This window comes from Corallococcus caeni, assembly GCF_036245865.1.
Taxonomy (GTDB): Bacteria; Myxococcota; Myxococcia; order Myxococcales; family Myxococcaceae; genus Corallococcus; species Corallococcus caeni.
The window spans coordinates 1,307,653-1,324,577 of sequence record NZ_BTTW01000001.1 but is presented as its reverse complement, the minus strand read 5'-3'; the positions used below and the strand labels follow the sequence as shown (position 1 = coordinate 1,324,577).

Annotated in this window: 17 protein-coding genes; 12 read left to right on the top strand and 5 right to left on the bottom strand. The window is 70.1% G+C overall.

Annotation, left to right across the window (positions count from 1 at the left end):
• The first annotated feature begins 19 nt into the window (after window positions 1–19).
• Together AABA78_RS05250 and AABA78_RS05245 are read left to right on the top strand one after the other, a co-directional pair.
• Window positions 20–571, top strand: coding sequence for a hypothetical protein (locus AABA78_RS05250; RefSeq protein WP_338261912.1), 552 nt, complete (start codon window positions 20–22; stop codon window positions 569–571).
• A 117-nt stretch (window positions 572–688) separates the two neighbouring features.
• A complete protein-coding gene (locus AABA78_RS05245; RefSeq protein WP_338261911.1) occupies window positions 689–1,255 on the top strand; it encodes an FxsA family protein in 567 nt (188 codons plus the stop codon).
• On the opposite strand, the gene AABA78_RS05240 is transcribed toward AABA78_RS05245, so the two are convergent.
• Together AABA78_RS05240 and AABA78_RS05235 are read right to left on the bottom strand one after the other, a co-directional pair.
• Window positions 1,227–3,119 (bottom strand): FecR domain-containing protein, encoded by a 1,893-nt coding sequence (locus AABA78_RS05240; protein ID WP_338261910.1) that lies wholly within the window; start codon window positions 3,117–3,119, stop codon window positions 1,227–1,229. The genes AABA78_RS05245 and AABA78_RS05240 overlap by 29 nt on opposite strands.
• The gene (locus AABA78_RS05235; protein WP_171420825.1) at window positions 3,106–3,774 is read right to left on the bottom strand and encodes a sigma-70 family RNA polymerase sigma factor; all 669 of its coding nucleotides are present in this window, start codon (window positions 3,772–3,774) and stop codon (window positions 3,106–3,108) included. The genes AABA78_RS05240 and AABA78_RS05235 overlap by 14 nt, the downstream gene beginning before the upstream one ends.
• Before the next feature lie 236 nt (window positions 3,775–4,010).
• On the opposite strand from AABA78_RS05235, the gene AABA78_RS05230 reads away from it, so the two are divergent.
• Window positions 4,011–5,210 carry a Dickkopf N-terminal cysteine-rich domain-containing protein gene (locus AABA78_RS05230; protein WP_338261909.1) on the top strand — a complete coding sequence of 400 codons (1,200 nt, stop codon included), beginning with the start codon at window positions 4,011–4,013 and terminating at the stop codon, window positions 5,208–5,210.
• A gap of 17 nt (window positions 5,211–5,227) precedes the next feature.
• On the opposite strand, the gene AABA78_RS05225 is transcribed toward AABA78_RS05230, so the two are convergent.
• Complete coding sequence (locus AABA78_RS05225; protein WP_338261908.1) at window positions 5,228–6,217, bottom strand: class I SAM-dependent methyltransferase; 990 nt, start codon at window positions 6,215–6,217, stop codon at window positions 5,228–5,230.
• Between the two features lie 50 nt (window positions 6,218–6,267).
• Here AABA78_RS05225 and AABA78_RS05220 point away from each other — a divergent pair, with 50 nt between their 5' ends.
• The 7 genes from AABA78_RS05220 to AABA78_RS05190 all read left to right on the top strand — a co-directional run bounded on the left by AABA78_RS05220 (window position 6,268) and on the right by AABA78_RS05190 (window position 12,151).
• Complete coding sequence (locus AABA78_RS05220; protein WP_338261907.1) at window positions 6,268–7,029, top strand: crotonase/enoyl-CoA hydratase family protein; 762 nt, start codon at window positions 6,268–6,270, stop codon at window positions 7,027–7,029.
• A 60-nt stretch (window positions 7,030–7,089) separates the two neighbouring features.
• Window positions 7,090–8,235 (top strand): cystathionine gamma-synthase, encoded by a 1,146-nt coding sequence (locus tag AABA78_RS05215; protein ID WP_338261906.1) that lies wholly within the window; start codon window positions 7,090–7,092, stop codon window positions 8,233–8,235.
• Window positions 8,236–8,320: 85 nt separating this feature from the next.
• Window positions 8,321–10,147, top strand: a complete 1,827-nt coding sequence (locus tag AABA78_RS05210; protein WP_338261905.1) for a discoidin domain-containing protein — start codon at window positions 8,321–8,323, stop codon at window positions 10,145–10,147.
• Between the two features lie 74 nt (window positions 10,148–10,221).
• Window positions 10,222–10,671, top strand: coding sequence for a MaoC family dehydratase (locus tag AABA78_RS05205; RefSeq protein ID WP_338261904.1), 450 nt, complete (start codon window positions 10,222–10,224; stop codon window positions 10,669–10,671).
• 66 nt (window positions 10,672–10,737) lie between these two features.
• Complete coding sequence (locus AABA78_RS05200) at window positions 10,738–11,199, top strand: hypothetical protein (protein WP_171421364.1); 462 nt, start codon at window positions 10,738–10,740, stop codon at window positions 11,197–11,199.
• Between the two features lie 151 nt (window positions 11,200–11,350).
• Complete coding sequence (locus AABA78_RS05195) at window positions 11,351–11,746, top strand: hypothetical protein (protein ID WP_171421365.1); 396 nt, start codon at window positions 11,351–11,353, stop codon at window positions 11,744–11,746.
• A gap of 3 nt (window positions 11,747–11,749) precedes the next feature.
• Window positions 11,750–12,151: a hypothetical protein gene (locus AABA78_RS05190; RefSeq protein ID WP_171421366.1), complete on the top strand. Its 402-nt coding sequence runs from the start codon at window positions 11,750–11,752 to the stop codon at window positions 12,149–12,151.
• An 89-nt stretch (window positions 12,152–12,240) separates the two neighbouring features.
• On the opposite strand, the gene AABA78_RS05185 is transcribed toward AABA78_RS05190, so the two are convergent.
• A complete protein-coding gene (locus AABA78_RS05185) occupies window positions 12,241–13,608 on the bottom strand; it encodes a pyridoxal-phosphate dependent enzyme (RefSeq protein WP_338261903.1) in 1,368 nt (455 codons plus the stop codon).
• Window positions 13,609–13,914: 306 nt separating this feature from the next.
• Here AABA78_RS05185 and AABA78_RS05180 point away from each other — a divergent pair, with 306 nt between their 5' ends.
• Together AABA78_RS05180 and AABA78_RS05175 are read left to right on the top strand one after the other, a co-directional pair.
• Window positions 13,915–14,955, top strand: coding sequence for an aminoglycoside phosphotransferase family protein (locus AABA78_RS05180; protein WP_338261902.1), 1,041 nt, complete (start codon window positions 13,915–13,917; stop codon window positions 14,953–14,955).
• Between the two features lie 4 nt (window positions 14,956–14,959).
• Complete coding sequence (locus AABA78_RS05175) at window positions 14,960–15,988, top strand: nucleotidyltransferase family protein (protein WP_338261901.1); 1,029 nt, start codon at window positions 14,960–14,962, stop codon at window positions 15,986–15,988.
• A gap of 78 nt (window positions 15,989–16,066) precedes the next feature.
• Here the strand turns inward: AABA78_RS05175 and AABA78_RS05170 are convergent, their stop codons facing one another.
• The gene (locus AABA78_RS05170; protein WP_171421370.1) at window positions 16,067–16,831 is read right to left on the bottom strand and encodes a Stp1/IreP family PP2C-type Ser/Thr phosphatase; all 765 of its coding nucleotides are present in this window, start codon (window positions 16,829–16,831) and stop codon (window positions 16,067–16,069) included.
• Between the last annotated feature and the right edge of the window lie 94 nt (window positions 16,832–16,925).

Here is a 16,925-nt window from a genome sequence, read left to right as displayed (position 1 = left end):
GCGTATACTCGCAACCCGCGTGAGTTACGAGTTGGTCCTTCAGGCGCGGGCGCCGGGCGCCCCCTTCGACATGGAAAGGGTGGAGGCCCTGCTGGCGGCGCGCCCGGGGACCGTCCGCCCGGACGGCGTGCGCGAGTGGGACCTGGGGGTGGGCGTCGTCGAGGTGCTGCCCCTGCGCGACGGCAAGCGGGTGGTGGGCACCGAGCTGCGCGTGCCGCTGGAGGACCGCGAGGAGCTCATCCGCGAGGCCCTGACCGAAGCCGCCGCGCTGGCCCGCAAGGCCCAGCTCCGGCTGTTCGACCCGCAGCTGGGGCGGGTCCTCACGGGCTCCGACACGGAGATGGTGGTGGAGCAGTACCTGCGCACGGAGCTCTACCGGCGCACCGCGAAGCCCATGGAGATCACCCCCGGCCTGGAGGAGGCGATGAACCGGGCGGAGCGGGTGGACTCGCTGGGCCTGCCGTCCGAGCGCATGTCGCTGTCGACGCGGCTGGTGCTCTTCGCGGTGGGCGGCTTCGCCATCCTCTTCTTCGTGATGCGCTTCCTGATGGGGCAGCTCAACGGCGAGTGAGCCGGGCGGGGGCCACCCCACGGGGCGGCGGGGACCCTGGCAGGCGCTCACCGCCGGGAACACGCGTTGTCCGGCTGGCAATGAGCGCCGGAGTGAATCTGGCGTTAACGTGCCAGCGTGCTCAAGGTCCTCGTCATCGTCTGCATCCTGTTGCCCCTGGCGGAGCTGTACCTGCTGATCACGCTGGGGCACCACATCGGCTTGGGAGCCACGCTCGCGCTGCTGGCCGGCTCCGCCGTGCTGGGAAGCCTCATCGCCCGGAGGCAGGGCGAGCGGGTGTTCCGCAACTGGCGTGAAGCCATGGCCGGCGGCGGAGTGCCCGAGGAGGGCCTGCTCAACGGCGTGCTGATCCTGGTGGGCGGGGCGCTGCTCATCGCGCCGGGGTTCATCTCGGACGTGATGGGGCTGGCGCTGATGGTGCCGCCGGTGCGCCGCTGGATGACGGCGCGGGTGCGGCGCTCGCTGGAGCAGACGCTGCAGTCGGGCGCCGTGCGGTTCACGCACATGGGGGGCATCGGGCCCATGCCGGCCGAGGACCCGTTCCTGGACGCCCGGCGCTTCGATTCACAGGAGACGCCCGCGACGACGGAGCCCTCGGACGACCCCGCGACCTTCCGTCGCCCCCGGAGCGAAGGGGGCGAGGTGGACGCGGAGTTCACCAGCGACGAGGAACCCCGGGGCTGACGGGCGTCCGCTGCGGCGAGCCGTTCCACCGCGGCGTGACGGGCGTGGGGACCGGCAGGGGCGCGGGGGCGTTCGCGGGTGCGCCCGGCTGCGGCTCGGCGGACAGGCCCAGGGCAATACGAGCCTCGGTGGCGTAGCGGCCGTTGGGGAACTCGCGGAGGTACTGGCGGAACTCGTCCTCCGCGTCCGAGGGCTGGTGCTGCTTGTTGAAGCAGCGGCCGCGCAGGATGCGAGCCTCTTCCCGGTGGCCCGTGCGCGGGCTGGCTGCGGCGATCTCCCCGAGTCCCACGAGGAAGCGCCCGCACGTGGCGGCGGCGGTCTGCACCTTGGCGTAGCCGAGGAACCGTTCATCGGAGTCGTCCGACAGGAGTCCGCCCGGGACGAGCGCGCTCAGCGTCTTGCGCTTGCGCGGCTCCGTGGGAGCGGCCGGGGCCATGGACGGAGCCTGCACGGCGCCCGGTGTCGGCAGGGGCGCGGAGGACGCGAGCGAGCCCGTCGGCGAGCCGGGGTAGGGCACGAAGTCGTCGGACGGAGAGGCCTCGTTCGGAATCACGGCCACCGCCTGGGGAATCTCCGTGTTGGACGCCTGCGCCTGGGCCGGAGCGCTCTCCAAGGGATTGGAGGCGGTGGCAACGGATTGGCGCGGCATTTCTGGGGCAGGGGAGTCCGGCGTCACGTTGGCGACGGCCTGCGACGGTGCGGCGTTGTCCTCCACGGACGGGGTGCCGGGCGCGGGCGCATCCAACGGATTGGCGGCCGTGGCAACGGACTGGCGCGGGGAGCTGCCGCCCTCCGGTCGTGGAGGGGCCTTCTTCGTGGGCAAGGCGCTCGCGACCGCGGGGCCCGGTTCGGCGGCTCGCAGGTCGCGGAACGCCTGCCGGTCTCCGGCGGAGAGGGCGCGGGGCTTCAGCGCTTCGCCCGTGCCAGCGAGTTCCACGCGTTCACCCGCGTCCACGAAGCGGGGAGGCTGACCCTCCGCGTCCACGCGCACGCGTCCTTCCAGGACCGCCACCGCGGCACCGGCCGCCGTGCGCTCCACCGAGAAGACCGTCCCCACGACGGAGACGCGCAGGCCGGCGGACTCCACGAGGAACGCCTCGCGCTTCGCATGAGAAGCACGCACGGAGAGCCGTCCCTGCTGGACGGTCAGATGCACGGCGTTCGACTCCGCGCGCGCGAACACGACGTCCGAGCCCGCCGACAGCCGCACCCGGCTCGCATCCGGAAGCCGCAGCACCGCCGAAGCCTTCGGAGGCGTCCGCACCGCCATGCCCGAGCGAAGCCGCATCCCGGCCGCCAGCGCATGCTCCGAACCGGAGGCCTCCCGCAGCACCGCACCGGTCACGAGCTCCGCCTCCGTGGTGGACGCAGCCTCCTGCCGGACCGCGACCGCCTCTTGCTTCTCGAAGGCAGTCTCCTGCCGGACCGCGACGGCTTCTTCCGTTGACCCGGGTTGGCCGGTGGACTCCACCCCGGCCGGCGCGGTCCCAGTGCCCGAGCCCGTCGCGATGACCGACGGGGCTTGTGTCCCCGCCTTCTTCCAGAGCGAACCGCCCAGCCACAGCACCAGCGCGACGGCGCAGGCCCCCGCGAGCGTCATCGCCCAGGGCGACAGGAACCTCGGCTCGCGCCGGGCCATCCGCTTCGCCGCCTCGGCCTTCAGCTTCGCCCCGGTCTCCTCCCACCGCACGGAGGGCTCCACCGAACGCGCCGAGTGCAACAGCGCCCGGGCGTCCACCACGCGCTTCCACTCCGCCGCGCACGCGGCGCACTCCGCCGCGTGCGCCTCCACGCGGGCCTGGGCGGCCGCATCCAGCTCCCCCGCGGCCAGCGCCCACAGGGCCTGCGTCTCATGGCCGGCCATGGGAACCTCCCACCGGCCGGGCGACGACCAGACGCTGCATGGCCTCGGTGAACTCCAATCTCGCGTGGTGCAGGCGGCTGCGCACGGTGTTGGCGGAGCTTCCCACGGCGAGGGCAATCTCGTCCGGGCTCATGCCGCACAGCTCGTGGTAGACGAAGACGATGCGCTTCTTGGGCTTGAGCTTCTCCAGCGCCGCCTCCACCAGCCGGGCGGCCTGACGCCGCTCCGCGGCGCGCTCCGGGTCCTCGCCCGTGGCCACCACCTCCGGCGGGTCCGCGAAGGGGTCCTCCGGCCGGCGCCGCTTCCACCTCAGATGGCTGAGCGCCACGTTGGCGCACACCCGGTAGAGGAACGTCCTGAAGCGCGACTCGCCCCGGAAGCCCTTCACCGCCGTGAGCAGCCGCAGGTACGTCTCCTGGAGCAGGTCGTCCACCTCCACGCGGTTTCCCACCAGGTGGCGCAGCGTGCGCGCCACGTCCTGCTTCGTGGCCTCGTAGAGCTGCTCGAAGGCGGCCAGGTCCCCCTCCTGGATCCGGTGGACCAGGAGCCGCAGGTGGGCCTCGTCGGAAGACGCCGGAGCGCGCGCGCCCACCACGCCCACGCCGGACTCCGGCGGGGACGCGGACGCCCACGTGCGCGCTCCTCGGCTGAACACCAGGGCTTCTCCTTCAGGGCGACGCCGGACGTCCCCTTCCTCCAGGAACGCCCTCCAGTCTGTGTCGGTGGTCCAGACGAGCACACTGCCTCCGTGCCCCTGGGTCTCCGGAGAGACGAAAAAAGATCAAAATTATTTGATCAATCCGACCCCCTCTTGCGTCGAAGGCTCTCGAAATCGGATGACCCCCCCGGTGGCCGGTCCGGACCCATCCCATTCCTTTGGAGCCCCCACTCATGAGGAACACCACGCTTCGCGGCACGTTGTACGTGCCGTTCCTTGCGCTGTTAGGCCTGCTGTCGGGTTGCATCCTCGAGACGAGCGGCGGCGGGTACTGGCCCGACGACGACTACGACACCAGCTACGGCTGCTCCTCCACGTCCGACTGTGGCTCCAACCAGTACTGTCACTCCGGCAGCTGCTGGGACCTGGGTTCCAACACCCAGGGCTGCGTGTACTCCAGCGAGTGTCCCGGCACGCAGATGTGCATCAACGGCTGGTGCGCCCAGTCCTGCTACCGCGACTCGGAATGTGGCGCGGGCGGCCGCTGCAAGGACAACTTCTGCACCACCACCGGCACCACCGACGGCGGCACCAAGACGGACGGCGGCACCAAGACGGATGGCGGCACCAAGCCGGACGCGGGCACGGACGGCGGCACCAGGCCGGACGGCGGCACCAAGCCGGACGCGGGCACGGACGGCGGCTCCGCCCCTACCTGCCGGGTCAATACTGACTGCGGCACGGACAGCTTCTGCATCAACGGCACCTGCCGGAAGCAGTGCGACAGCGACGACAAGTGCGGCCCCGGCGGCGTGTGCTACCAGGGCCTGTGCCAGACGCCGCAGCCGGACCCGAACGCGTGCACCACGGAGGCCCAGTGCCCCAACGGCCGCGACTGCGTGAACGGCCAGTGCCGCGCGCCCTGCACCTCCACGACGGAGTGCTCGGCGGACACCAAGTGCGAGGTGGGCTACTGCCTGCCGATTCCTTCCGGCGGCCAGTGCAAGGCCAACTGCGAGTGCCCGGCGGGCCAGGTCTGCACCAGCGGCCAGTGCAAGTCGCCGCAGCCGGACCCGGGTCAGTCGTGCCAGGCCAACTGCGACTGCCCCTCCGGCCAGACGTGCACCAACGGCTACTGCAAGCTGCCCACGCCGGACGCGGGCACGGGCAGCAACTGGTCCTGCACGGTGAACTGCGAGTGCCCGTCCGGTGAGGTCTGCACCAGCGGCAAGTGCAAGCTGCCCCCGGCGCAGCCCTCCACGGACGCGGGGACCACCGGCACGGTGTGCCGCGCCAACTGCGAGTGCCCCGCCGGCCAGATGTGCTCGAGCGGCCAGTGCAAGCCGGTGAACCACGGCTCCGGCAAGGTCTGCCAGGCCAACTGCGAGTGCCCGTCCGGCGAGCGCTGCCAGGACAACGTCTGCTGGCTGTAGCGGTCAGCGGCTGACGCTCACCGCGAGGGAGCCACCATGCGCCAGCAGCGGTGGATCTCCTTGCGGTGGAAGTCCTCGGGGATGGAGCGGGGGGTGAGCTCCTCCACCTTCTCCATGCCCCGGGTCGCGGAGTCCTTCAGCTCGAAGCCCAGGAAGTTGGTGGAGAAGTAGAGGACGCCTCCGGGGGCCATGAGCGCCCGGAGGTGCTCCAGCATCCGCACGTGGTCGCGCTGCACGTCGAAGGTCCCCGACATCTTCTTCGACGTGGAGAACGACGGCGGGTCGCAGACGATGAGGTCGTAGCGGTCCTCGCCGTGCTTCGCCTGGTCCTCCAGCCACGCCTTCGCGTCCGCGCGGATGAGCACGTGGCGCGGATCCGCCAGGCCATTGAGGACCAGGTTGTCCTCCGCCCAGTCCAGGTACGTGTTGGACAGGTCCACGCTCACGCTGCTCGCGGCGCCGCCCGCCGCCGCGTACACGGTGAACGCGCCGGTGTACGCGAAGAGGTTGAGGAAGTGCTTCCCCTTCGCCTCGCTGCGCACGCGCGCGCGGGTGTTGCGGTGGTCCATGAAGAGGCCGGTGTCCAGGTAGTCGCCCAGGTTCACCCAGAACTTGAGGCCCTGCTCCTCCACCACCAGCCGCTCGCTGCCCTCACCCACGCGGCCGTACTGCGAGCGGCCCCAAGGCTGGGGCGTGTGCGTCTTCACGGACGTGCGCTCGGGCGGCACGCCCAGCACCGAGGTGACCGCGGCGAGCACCTCCGCGCGGTCCGCGTCCGCGTTCGCGCCCTTCGCGTGGGCCTTGCGGCGGGGGAACTCCACGACGTGGGCGTGGTCGCCGTAGAGGTCCACCGCGTAGGAGTACTCGGGGATGTCCCGGTCGTAGACGCGGAAGGCGGTGAGCCCCTGCGCGCGGGCCCACTTGCGCAGGCGCTTCGCGTTCTTGCGCAGGCGGTTCTCGAACATGCCCGCGCCCGGTGTCGTCTCCTCTTTGCCTTCGTCCGCCATGCGCCCCTCATATTGCAGGCCGCCCCGGGGGCGGGGGAAAACCCGTGCCCATGAGCGTGCGCGTCGAGAAGAACGGCCCCGTCACCACCGTCATCCTCCACCGGCCGGAGGTCCGCAACGCGGTGGACGCTGGCACGGCCCAGGCGCTGGCGGACGCCTTCCGTGCCTTCGACGCGGACCCCGACGCGCGCGTGGGTGTCTTGTACGGCGACGCGGGGACGTTCTGCGCGGGCGCGGACCTGAAGGCCGTGTCCGAAGGGCGCCTGTTGCGCCTGGAGCTGGACGGGGACGGGCCCATGGGGCCTTCGCGCATGCGGCTGTCCAAGCCCGTGGTCGCCGCCCTCAGTGGCCACGCGGTGGCGGGCGGTCTGGAGCTGGCCCTGTGGTGCGACCTGCGCGTGGCGGAGGAGGACGCGGTGCTGGGCGTCTTCTGCCGCCGCTGGGGCGTGCCCCTCATCGACGGGGGCACCGTGCGCCTGCCCCGGTTGATTGGCCTGTCACGCGCCCTGGACCTCATCCTCACCGGCCGTGCGGTGTCCGCCGCCGAGGCGCTGGGCATGGGCCTGGTCAACCGCGTGGTGCCGAAGGGCGAGGCCCGGGCCGCCGCCGAGTCGCTGGCCGCGCAAATCGCCGCCTTCCCCCAGGCCTGCATGAACGCGGACCGGGCCTCCGCCTACGCGCAGGCCGACCTGACGTTCGAAGACGCGATGCGCCAGGAGTTCCAGGGCGGGGTGAAGGTGCTCCAGACGGAGTCCATCCCCGGGGCCACCCGGTTCGCCCGGGGCGCGGGCCGGCACGGCCGCTTCGAGTAGGACCCCGGAACAGGGCCGGGGACGCTGCGCGGCCGGTGGGACTGTGTTAGGTCGCGGGCCATGCGCTTCGACACGCTCGCCATCCACGCCGGCCAGGAGCCGGATCCCACCACCGGCGCCATCATGACGCCCGTGTACCTGACCTCCACCTATGTCCAGGACGGGCCGGGGGAGCACAAGGGCTACGAGTACAGCCGCACGCAGAACCCCACGCGCAAGGCGCTGCAGGACTGCCTGGCCGCGCTGGAGGGCGCGAAGTACGGCGCCGCGTTCGCGTCCGGCCTCGCCGGCACGGACATGCTGATGCACATGCTGGAGGCCGGTGACCACGTCATCGTCTCCGACGACGTGTACGGCGGCACCTTCCGCATCTTCGACAAGGTGTTCAAGCGCTCTGGCCTGAACTTCTCCTTCGTGGACCTCTCCAAGCCGGAGAACTTCGAGGCGGCCATCACCCCGAAGACGAAGATGGTCTGGGTGGAGACGCCGACGAACCCGATGCTCAAGCTCATCGACCTGGGCCGCATCGCCGAAATCGCGAAGAAGCGCGGCATCCTGTCCGTCGCGGACAACACGTTCATGACGCCGTACTTCCAGAAGCCGCTGTCGCTGGGCTTCGACGTCGTCGCGCACTCCACGACGAAGTACCTCAACGGCCACAGCGACGTGGTGGGCGGCTTCGTCTGCACCAGCCGCGACGACATCGCGGAGCGGATGTACTTCCTGCAGAACGCGGTGGGCGGCGTGTCCGGCGCCTTCGACAGCTTCCTCGTGCTGCGCGGCGTGAAGACGCTGCACGTGCGCATGGACCGCCACGCGCAGAACGCGATGAAGGTGGCCCAGTACCTGGCCACGCACAAGCAGGTGAAGAAGGTCACCTACCCGGGCCTGGAGACGCATCCGCAGTACGCGCTCGCCAAGCAGCAGATGACCGGCTTCGGCGGCATGCTGACGTTCGACATCCACGGCGGCCTGGAGGCGGCGCGCACCTTCCTCAAGACGGTGAAGGTCTTCGCCTGCGCCGAGTCCCTGGGCGGCGTCGAGTCCCTCATCGAGCACCCGGCCATCATGACCCACGCCTCCATCCCGCGTGAGACGCGGGAGAAGCTGGGCATCGCGGACGGCTTCATCCGCCTGTCCGTCGGCATCGAGGACGCGCAGGACCTCATCGACGACCTCGCGCAGGCGCTCGAGCGCGTGAAGTAGTCCGGGCGCCCGCTCGCGCTCCAGGCAGCCGGCCTGCCCTCCGGGGCAGGGGGAATGTTGGTTGGTGCACAACGTTCCCGCCGCGATGCGTAACCGACTGCTTGTCTCCACCTGCCTCCTGGGCGCGTGGCTCGCGACTGGCTGCGAGTCCCCGCCCGCTTCCACCGACTCCGACTTCCCTCCCGTCGCGCTGCCGGAGTCACTCGCCGCGTCCAACTGCAACCAGGTCGTCACGAAGGCGGTGACGGCCAGCGGCGACGACGGCAACGTCCCCGCCAACACGCAGGACGACGACCTGTCCACGCGCTGGAGCGCGCAGGGCACGGGCGTCTGGCTCCAGATGGACCTGGGCACGGCGCAAACGCTCACGGGCACCACCATCGCGTGGCACCGGGGCAACGAGCGCCAGAACCACTTCGTCGTCTCCACGTCCACCGACGGCAGCAGCTTCACCCAGGCGTACGCGGGCGACAGCGCGCTCAACACGGCCGCGCAGACGGTGGCGTTCTCCTCGCGCAGCGCGCGCTACGTGCGCGTCACCGTCAACGGCAACACGGTGAACGACTGGAACTCCATCGCGGAGGCGCGGGCGTGCTCGGCCTCCGCGCCGCCGTCCACCAGCGACTCCGGCCCCGCGCTGCCACGGCTGCCTTATCTACAAAGCGTGAAGCAGACGTCCGCCATCGTGGCCTTCCGCACCGCCAGCAGCTGCAACCCCACGGTGCGCTACGGCGAGGGCACCAGCCTCACGTCCTCCGTCAGCGCGGGCGTGACCGGCACGCGCCACGCGGTGAAGCTGTCCGGCCTGTCCGCGGGCCGCACCTACGGCTACGTGGTGGAGGCCTGCGGCAGCAAGACGGGCCTGCGCTCCTTCCAGACGTCCACGCTGTCCACCGCCACGAAGGCGCACTTCACCGCGATGGGCGACTTCGGCACCGGCGGCAGCATGCAGGCGAAGGTGATGGCTGTGATGAACACGCCCGCGTGGCGCTCGGAGCTGCTGCTGGCGCTGGGTGACAACGCCTACCCGGACGGCACGGACGCGGAGTTCCAGGAGCACCTCTTCACGCCCATGGCGGGCCTGCTGCGCGAGGTCCCCATGTTCGCCACGCCCGGCAACCACGAGTACGTGACGAACCAGGGGCAGCCCTACCTGGACAACATGTACCTGCCGGCCAACAACCCGCAGGGCACCGAGCGCTACTACTCCTTCGACTGGGGCCCGGTGCACTTCCTCTCGCTGGACTCCAACTGCGCGGTGGGCCTGGCGTCCGCGGACCGGTGCACGCTCGCGGCGCAGAAGGCGTGGGCGGAGGCGGACCTGGCCGCGAACACGCGCCCGTGGACGGTGGCCTTCTTCCACCATCCGTCCTGGTCCAGCGGTGAGCACGGCTCGCAGCTCACCATGCGCCGCCAGTTCGGCCCGCTGTTCGAGAAGTACGGCGTGGACCTGGTCCTCACCGGCCACGACCACGACTACGAGCGCAGCAAGCCCATGTACGGCGACAACGTGGCCTCCAGCACCCAGCGCGGCATCCCGTACCTCGTCGTCGGCAGCGGTGGCGCCACGCTGCGCGCCTTCGCCACCAGCCAGCCCGCGTGGACCGCCGTGCGCGACGCCGCGGCCTACGGCTTCCTGGACGTGGTGGTGGACGGCGGCACGCTCACCGCGCGGCTGATCACCTCCAGCAACACCGTGCGCGACACGCTGGTCCTCAAGAAGACGCTGCTGAAGTCCGCCACCCGCGTCCACGCCAGCGCCCTGGAGGCGGACGAGGCCCGGGCGGAGGAGGCCCAGGACACGCCGCCGGGCCCCACGGACGACCGCGCCGAGCCCAGGCTGCGCGGCCCCGTGCCGCCCGCGGACACGCCGGAGTCCGTGGCCGATCCGGAAGAGCCGCTTCCGCAGTAGCCGCGAGGCCCGCCGGAGGGTAGGGAAGGGCGGAATGAACCGCCGGCGGGCCCGGCACCAACGGAAGGGACACCATGCGCTACTTCGAGGACTTCCCCATCGGCGAGATCATGGAGCGGGGGCCGTACGTGGTGACGCGCGAGGAGATCCTCGCGTTCGCGCGCCAGTTCGACCCCCAGCCCTTCCACATCGACGAGGACGCCGCCGGCAAGAGCATCTACGGCGGCATCATCGCCAGCGGCTGGCACACCGCCGCCATCTGCCACAAGCTCATGGTGGAGGGCCTGCTGGGCAAGGCCGCCGGCATGGGCTCACCGGGCCTGGACGAGCTGCGCTGGAAGAAGCCCGTGCGCCCGGGTGACACGCTCACCGTGCGCATCACGACGCTGGAGGCGAAGCCCTCCGCGAGCAAGCCGGACCGCGGCGCGCTGAAGCTGGGCCTGGAGGTCGTGAACCAGCACGGCGAGGTGGTGATGACGGAGGTGGCCAACGCCCTCTTCGCCCGCCGCCCCCCGGCCCCCTAGCGAATCGCCCCACACTTTGAGTTCCAGGGCTGACCTGGGGTAGCAATAGGCCCAAAGGAGAAGCCCATGTCCAACCCCAACGAGGTGGTTCCTCCCCCGGCGCCCAGCCGGCTGAAGCGTCCCGTGGAAGTGGTGCGCGCGGAGCTGCTGGCCGACGCGGACGTGAAGCAGCAGGCGGAGATGCTGAAGATTCCGGTGGCGCAGTACGTGGAGAAGATCCTCGACTACGCCATCCACCCGGACAAGCCGCCCCAGCTGGAGATCATCCCGGACGAGGAACTCAAGGCGCGCGACCCGAAGATCGCGACGGTGGAGGAGATCGGCACCCACCTGCAGAAGATCATCGACGGGGAGATCGTCATCAGCCCCGCCCAGCAGCGCGACGGCTTCAGCAGCGACAAGAGCCACGAGCAGCGCTACGGCGCCGCGCTGGGCGCCGCCAACAACAAGGGCGGACAGACCGTGGCCCCCAAGCCGGGCGCCGCCGTGAATCCGGCCGAAGCGAAGAAGGGCCCCATCCGGGGCTGAGCCCTTCCGCTAAAGCCCCGGAACCCCGGGGCTTTTCCGGCGGTGGCGAGGATAATCCGGGAACCGGAAACTTCTGGGGCGTCCTTCCGAGAATCCTACTGTCAGTCTCACTTCGAGGGCCCGCGCGGTCCTCCCCGAAAAGGATCAGACCATGGGTGGCATCGGCAAGGCTCTCGGCAAGGTGATGGACATCGTCAAGCCGTTCGTGACGATGGTGAACCCGCTTCTCGGCGCGGCGATGTCGTTCGCCAGCGGCCTGATGCAGGGCAAGAACCCCCTCCAGTCGCTGCTGGGCGCGGCCACCGACCTCATCCCGGGCGGCGGCGTGTTCAAGAACGCCCTGGGCGCGTTCGCCAACTCCGGCCTGATGGACGGCGCGGGCGGCAACAGCCTGCTGTCCGGCGCGCTGAACCTGGCGACGGGCAAGAGCAAGGTCACCGACATCCTCGGGGACCTGTTCAAGGCCAACAAGAACCCGCTCACCAGCCTGGGCATGGGCAACGCGACGGAGCTCGCCGCCCAGAAGATGTCGACGTTCCTCTCCTAGTCCATGAAGCCCGTCCGCTTCGACCCCAAGGTCCACCACGAGCTGCTCAACCTGTGGCGCAAGCCGTGGGAAGAGACGATGACGCCGGATGCCCTTCCGGAGTTCGGGTTCGTGGTGCCGGACAAGGCGGCGGGTTTCCTGTACCGCACGGACAGCTCCGTGGCGCTGATTGAAGGCATCATCGCCGCGCCCGGGCTGTCCAAGGAGGACCGCAACGAGGCGGTCAACGCCATCGTCGCCGCGGTCCGCGACGAGGCCCGGCGCCAGGGCTTCAAGCTGCTGCTGGGCTATTCGCAGCTGGACGCCATCAAGAACCGCGCGGAGCGCTTCGGCTTCATCCACGTCGGCACGGGCTTCCACATGGTGGCCCTGGACCTGACGAAGCCGGACCCCGCAGGGCTCTGAGCACACCGCACCGCTGAAGCACGACGGGCCCGAAGGGAGGATTCGCTCCTCCTTCCGGGCCCTCGGTGTTTCCAGCGCCTGTCCGCGGCTTAAGCGGCGGTGCGGTGCAGGTGGTCGATGAGGTCGATCTTCGTGACGATGGCGATGACCGTCTCGCCTTCCTTCACCACGGCCACGTTGTCGCGCGCGAAGATTTCACGCAGCCGGTCGATGCTGGCGTCGGCGGACACGGCGCCCTGGAGCGGGGCGACGATGGGGTCGATGGCGTCCTGGAACTTCACCTTGTTGGCCACCAGGGCGTTGAGCAGGTCGTACTCGTGGACCATGCCCACGGCGCGCCCGTCGTCGGACACCACCGGCATCTGGCTGATGCCGTGGCTGCGCATCGTCTCCACCACGCGGTCCACGCGGTCACCGCGCTTGGCCGTCTTCAGGTCGCGGGGCTTGGCGCCGATGATGTCGCGCACGGTGCCGGCGCCCTTCTCCTGCATGAAGCCGTTGTCGCGCATCCACTCGTCGGAGTGGAACTTGCTGATGTAGCTGCTGCCGGAGTCCGGCAGGACGACCACGATGGTCTTCCCCTTGCCGACCTCCTTCGCCAGCTGCACCGCCACGTGCACCGCCGCGCCGGACGAGCCGCCCGCGAAGATGCCCTCCTCGCGAGCGAGGCGGCGCGCGGCGTTGAAGCACATGCGGTCATCCACCTGGCGCACGTCGTCCACGACCTTGAAGTCCATGGCGCCGCAGAGCATGTCCTCGCCGATGCCCTCGACCTTGTAGACGTGCGGCTCGGTGAGCTTGCCCGTCTTGAAGTAGCCCTCGTAGACGGAGCCCTCCGGATCCACGCCGATGTTCTTCAGGCCGGGGATCTTCTCCTTGAGGTACTTGCCGGCGCCGCTCATGGTGCCGCCGGTGCCCAGGCCGGACACGAAGTAGTCGAACTTGCCCTCGGTCTGCTGGAAGATCTCCGGACCCGTCGTGTGGTAGTGCGCCTCGATGTTGTCCGGGTTGTGGTACTGGTTCAGCATGAACGCGCCGGGCGTCTCCTTGGCCAGCCGCTTCGACGTCTCGTAGTAGCTGCGCGGGTCCTCCGCCGGAACGTTCGTCGGCGTGACGACGACCTGGGCGCCCATGGCCTTCAGGCGGTTGATCTTCTCCAGGGACATCTTGTCCGGCATGGTGAAGATGCACTTGTAGCCCTTCACTGCGGCGGCCAGCGCCACGCCCATGCCGGTGTTGCCGGACGTGTTCTCCACGATGGTGCCGCCGGGCTTGAGCCGCCCCTCCCGCTCGGCCTTCTCGATGATGTAGAGCGCCATGCGGTCCTTGATGGACGCGCCGGGGTTCATGAACTCGCACTTCACGAGCACGGTGGCGTCGTTCGGACCGACGAGCTTGTTGAGCTTCACCAGCGGCGTGTGGCCAATGGCGGTGAGGATGTTCTGTTGGATGTCCATCGTGCGTGGCTTCCCGAAAAAAGTGAGGGTCGGGGCCTTATATGTGCTCCGCCCCGTCAGGGGGAACATGCCCGGAGGCGCGGCCCTTCCTGACGCAGGATGCCGCGAACGGGTGGGCGTTTCCTCTTGCCCCCGCCAGGGCACGTCCCCCTGGCTTCGGAGCCGTGGGGCCCTGGGGCGCCTCGTCGCGTAGGCGACAGGGCAGGCGTCCGTCGGGTGTGGGGCCCACGCGGGCTTTGACCCGCCGCGCCGTGCCTCCGATACTCGCGGGCGTCGTTCCTTCCCCCTCCGGAGCACCCGCCCCCCATGGAACTTGAGGCCGCCCTTCGCGACCAGGTGGGACAGGCCATTGGCCGTCCCGTCCCCGATGCCCCCATCAAGAAGCTGAAGGGCGACGCGAGCAACCGCTCCTACTACCGCGTCGGCACCGCCCCGGACAGCTGGGTGCTGATGGTGATGCCGCCGGACGCGACGAAGAAGAGCGAAGAGGCCACCAAGGGCGAGCCCCCCAAGGAGCTGCCCTTCATCAACGTCCACCGCTACCTGGAGAAGCTGGGCGTGCGGGTGCCGCGCATCCTCCGCTACGACGAGCCCGCCGGCATCATGGTGCTGGAGGACCTGAGCGACATCACCTTCGAGTCCGCGCTGGAGGGCGGCCGCCACAACCAGGCGCTCTACACGCGCGCGGTGGACCTCTTGGCGAAGCTGCGCGTGCAGGCGGAGAAGCAGCGCGACCCGGAGTGCCTGGCCTTCACGCGCGCCTTCGACGAGGACCTGTACGACTGGGAGCTGCACCACTTCCGCGAGTGGGGCCTGGAGGCCTGGAGCGGCAAGCTGCCCACCGACGCGGAGCGCGCCCAGCTGGACGCCACGTTCCGGGACATCGCGAAGCAGCTCGCGGCCGCGCCGCGCGGCTTCACGCACCGCGACTACCAGAGCCGCAACATCATGGTGAAGGAGGGCGAGCTGGTCGTCATCGACTTCCAGGACGCGCTCCAGGGCCCTCGGCAGTACGACCTGGTGGCGCTGCTGCGGGACAGCTACGTGGAGCTGGACCGCGACTTCGTGGACACGATGCTGGACCGCTACATCGCCACGTTCGAGCAGGAGAGCGGGGAGAAGATCGACGCCAAGGAGTTCAAGGCGTTCTTCGACCTGCTCACCATCCAGCGCAAGCTGAAGGACGCGGGCCGCTTCGAGTTCATCAACCGCGTGAAGGGCAACCCGGGCTTCCTCGTGTCCATCCCCGCGTCGCTGCGCTACGTGAAGGCCGCGTTCGCGCGCCGGCCGGAGCTGGCGCCGCTGCAGAAGCTGGTGGCGAAGTACGTGCCCGAGCTGGCGGCCTGAAGCCATGAAGGCGATGGTCCTCTGCGCGGGCCTGGGCACGCGCCTGCGCCCGCTCACCGAGCGCTGGCCCAAGCCGGCCATGCCGTTCCTCGGCCAGCCGCTGCTCCGGTATCACCTGGCGGTGCTGAAGGCCGCGGGCGTGACGGCGGTGGGCATCAACACGCACCACCTGCCGGACACGATGGCGGCGGTGGCCCGCGCGGAGTGCGAGCGCGCGGGGCTGCCCCTGCACGTCGTGCACGAGCCCGTCATCCAGGGCACGGGCGGCGGCATCCGCGGCCTGCGCGACTTCCTCTCCGGCGAGGACTTCCTCGTGTTCAACGGGGACATCCTCTTCCCGGTGGACCTGCGGCCCGTGGTCGCGGCGCACCGGGCCTCCGGCGCGGTGGCGACGATGGTGCTCCTGCCCATGCCGGAAGGGGAGAAGTACGCGGCGGTGGAGGCGGACGCGGGCGGGCAGGTGCGCCGCATCGCGGGGTACGGGCCGGGCGGTGAGGGCCTCACGCCGTGGCACTTCACCGGCGTGCACGTGATGTCCCCCAGCGTGTTCGACTTCATGACCGCGGAGGGCCCCGAGGACATCAACCGCGAGGTCTACGTGCGGGTGATGCAGGCGGGGCTCCAGGTGCGCGGGCACGCGGTGGACGCGTACTGGTCCGACCTGGGCATGCCGTCGCGCTACCTGGCCACGGTGCGGGACGTGCTCGAAGGGCGCGTGCCGCTCCAGGCGCTGGGGAAGGACTCGCCGCTCGCGGGGCTGAAGGACGGCGCGGCCGGAGCATGGGTGCATCCGGAGGCCCGCGTCGCGGGCACGGTGCGCGGGCCCGTGTACGTGGGCGCGGGCGCTGTCGTGGAGGAAGGCGCCACCGTGGGCTCGGGCGTGTCGGTGGGCCCGGGCGCGCGGGTGGGGCAGGGCGCGCGGCTGGAGCGCTGCGCCGTGTTCGAGGAGACGCAGGTGTCACCCGGTGAAGCGCTCACCGAGGTGCTCGCGTGGGGCCCGCACCGGGTGCCCGCGCCGCTCTCCGGCCGCTGACCCCGCTTGGAACGACGAAGGCCCGTCCTCCCTCTTTCGGGAGCACGGGCCTTCTCGCGTCCAGCGGTCAGCGGGGCGTCAGGCGTTGTGCCAGCGCGCCAGCACGCAGGTGACGTTGTCGTTGCCGCCCGCCGCGTTGGCCAGGTCGATGAGCTGGCCGCAGGCCTTCTCCAGCTCCGGCGTGCGCGACAGGATGTCCTGCATCTGCGCGTCGGTGATCATGCCGCTCAGGCCGTCCGAGCACAGCAGGAAGACGTCGTTCTCCAGCGGATCCACGCGGGTGACGTCCACCTGCACCTGCTCCTTCATCCCCAGCGCGCGGACAATCACGTTCTTGTGGGGGAAGTTTTCAATCTCCTCCGGCGTGAGCTTCTTCGCCTTGAGGTAGTCGTTGAGCAGCGAGTGGTCCTCCGTCACCTGCTGGAGCATGCCGCCGCGGAAGAAGTACACGCGGCTGTCGCCCACGTGGCCCACGTAGGCCGCGCTCTCCGCGAAGTGCACGGACACGATGGTGGTGCCCATGCCCTTGTACTTGGAGTCCGTCGTGGCGCGCTCGAAGATGCGCGCGTTGGCCAGCTTGATGCCGGTGGACAGCCGGTTCTCATCGTAGTTGCGCTGCTTGTCCATCTTGAAGGGCCAGGTGGCGTCCTGGTCCTTGGACGTCATGCGGAAGAACTCACCCAGCTCGTCCACCGCGATGCGGCTGGCGATCTCACCGGACGAGTGACCGCCCATGCCGTCCGCCACGACCACGAGGTTCTCCTCGGTGAGCACGAGGTAGTTGTCCTCGTTGTGGTTCCGCTTCATCCCGACGTGGGTGCTGCCGGCGACCTCGATGCGCATGCGAAGGGACTCTTCCGGGGAGAGGCGTGAAAATCGCGGCGCGACGTTAACAAAGCGTTCCAAAAGGGGTCAAAAACCTCTCGCCTGTCGCAGC

Coding starts and splice junctions, on each gene's coding strand:
- AABA78_RS05240 (WP_338261910.1), bottom strand. CDS start 3,119: ATGGCCGGCCATGAGACGCAGGCCCTGTGGGCGCTGGCCGCGGGGGAG.
- AABA78_RS05230 (WP_338261909.1), top strand. CDS start 4,011: ATGAGGAACACCACGCTTCGCGGCACGTTGTACGTGCCGTTCCTTGCG.
- AABA78_RS05225 (WP_338261908.1), bottom strand. CDS start 6,217: ATGGCGGACGAAGGCAAAGAGGAGACGACACCGGGCGCGGGCATGTTC.
- AABA78_RS05220 (WP_338261907.1), top strand. CDS start 6,268: ATGAGCGTGCGCGTCGAGAAGAACGGCCCCGTCACCACCGTCATCCTC.
- AABA78_RS05215 (WP_338261906.1), top strand. CDS start 7,090: ATGCGCTTCGACACGCTCGCCATCCACGCCGGCCAGGAGCCGGATCCC.
- AABA78_RS05210 (WP_338261905.1), top strand. CDS start 8,321: ATGCGTAACCGACTGCTTGTCTCCACCTGCCTCCTGGGCGCGTGGCTC.
- AABA78_RS05205 (WP_338261904.1), top strand. CDS start 10,222: ATGCGCTACTTCGAGGACTTCCCCATCGGCGAGATCATGGAGCGGGGG.
- AABA78_RS05200 (WP_171421364.1), top strand. CDS start 10,738: ATGTCCAACCCCAACGAGGTGGTTCCTCCCCCGGCGCCCAGCCGGCTG.
- AABA78_RS05195 (WP_171421365.1), top strand. CDS start 11,351: ATGGGTGGCATCGGCAAGGCTCTCGGCAAGGTGATGGACATCGTCAAG.
- AABA78_RS05190 (WP_171421366.1), top strand. CDS start 11,750: ATGAAGCCCGTCCGCTTCGACCCCAAGGTCCACCACGAGCTGCTCAAC.
- AABA78_RS05185 (WP_338261903.1), bottom strand. CDS start 13,608: ATGGACATCCAACAGAACATCCTCACCGCCATTGGCCACACGCCGCTG.
- AABA78_RS05180 (WP_338261902.1), top strand. CDS start 13,915: ATGGAACTTGAGGCCGCCCTTCGCGACCAGGTGGGACAGGCCATTGGC.
- AABA78_RS05175 (WP_338261901.1), top strand. CDS start 14,960: ATGAAGGCGATGGTCCTCTGCGCGGGCCTGGGCACGCGCCTGCGCCCG.
- AABA78_RS05170 (WP_171421370.1), bottom strand. CDS start 16,831: ATGCGCATCGAGGTCGCCGGCAGCACCCACGTCGGGATGAAGCGGAAC.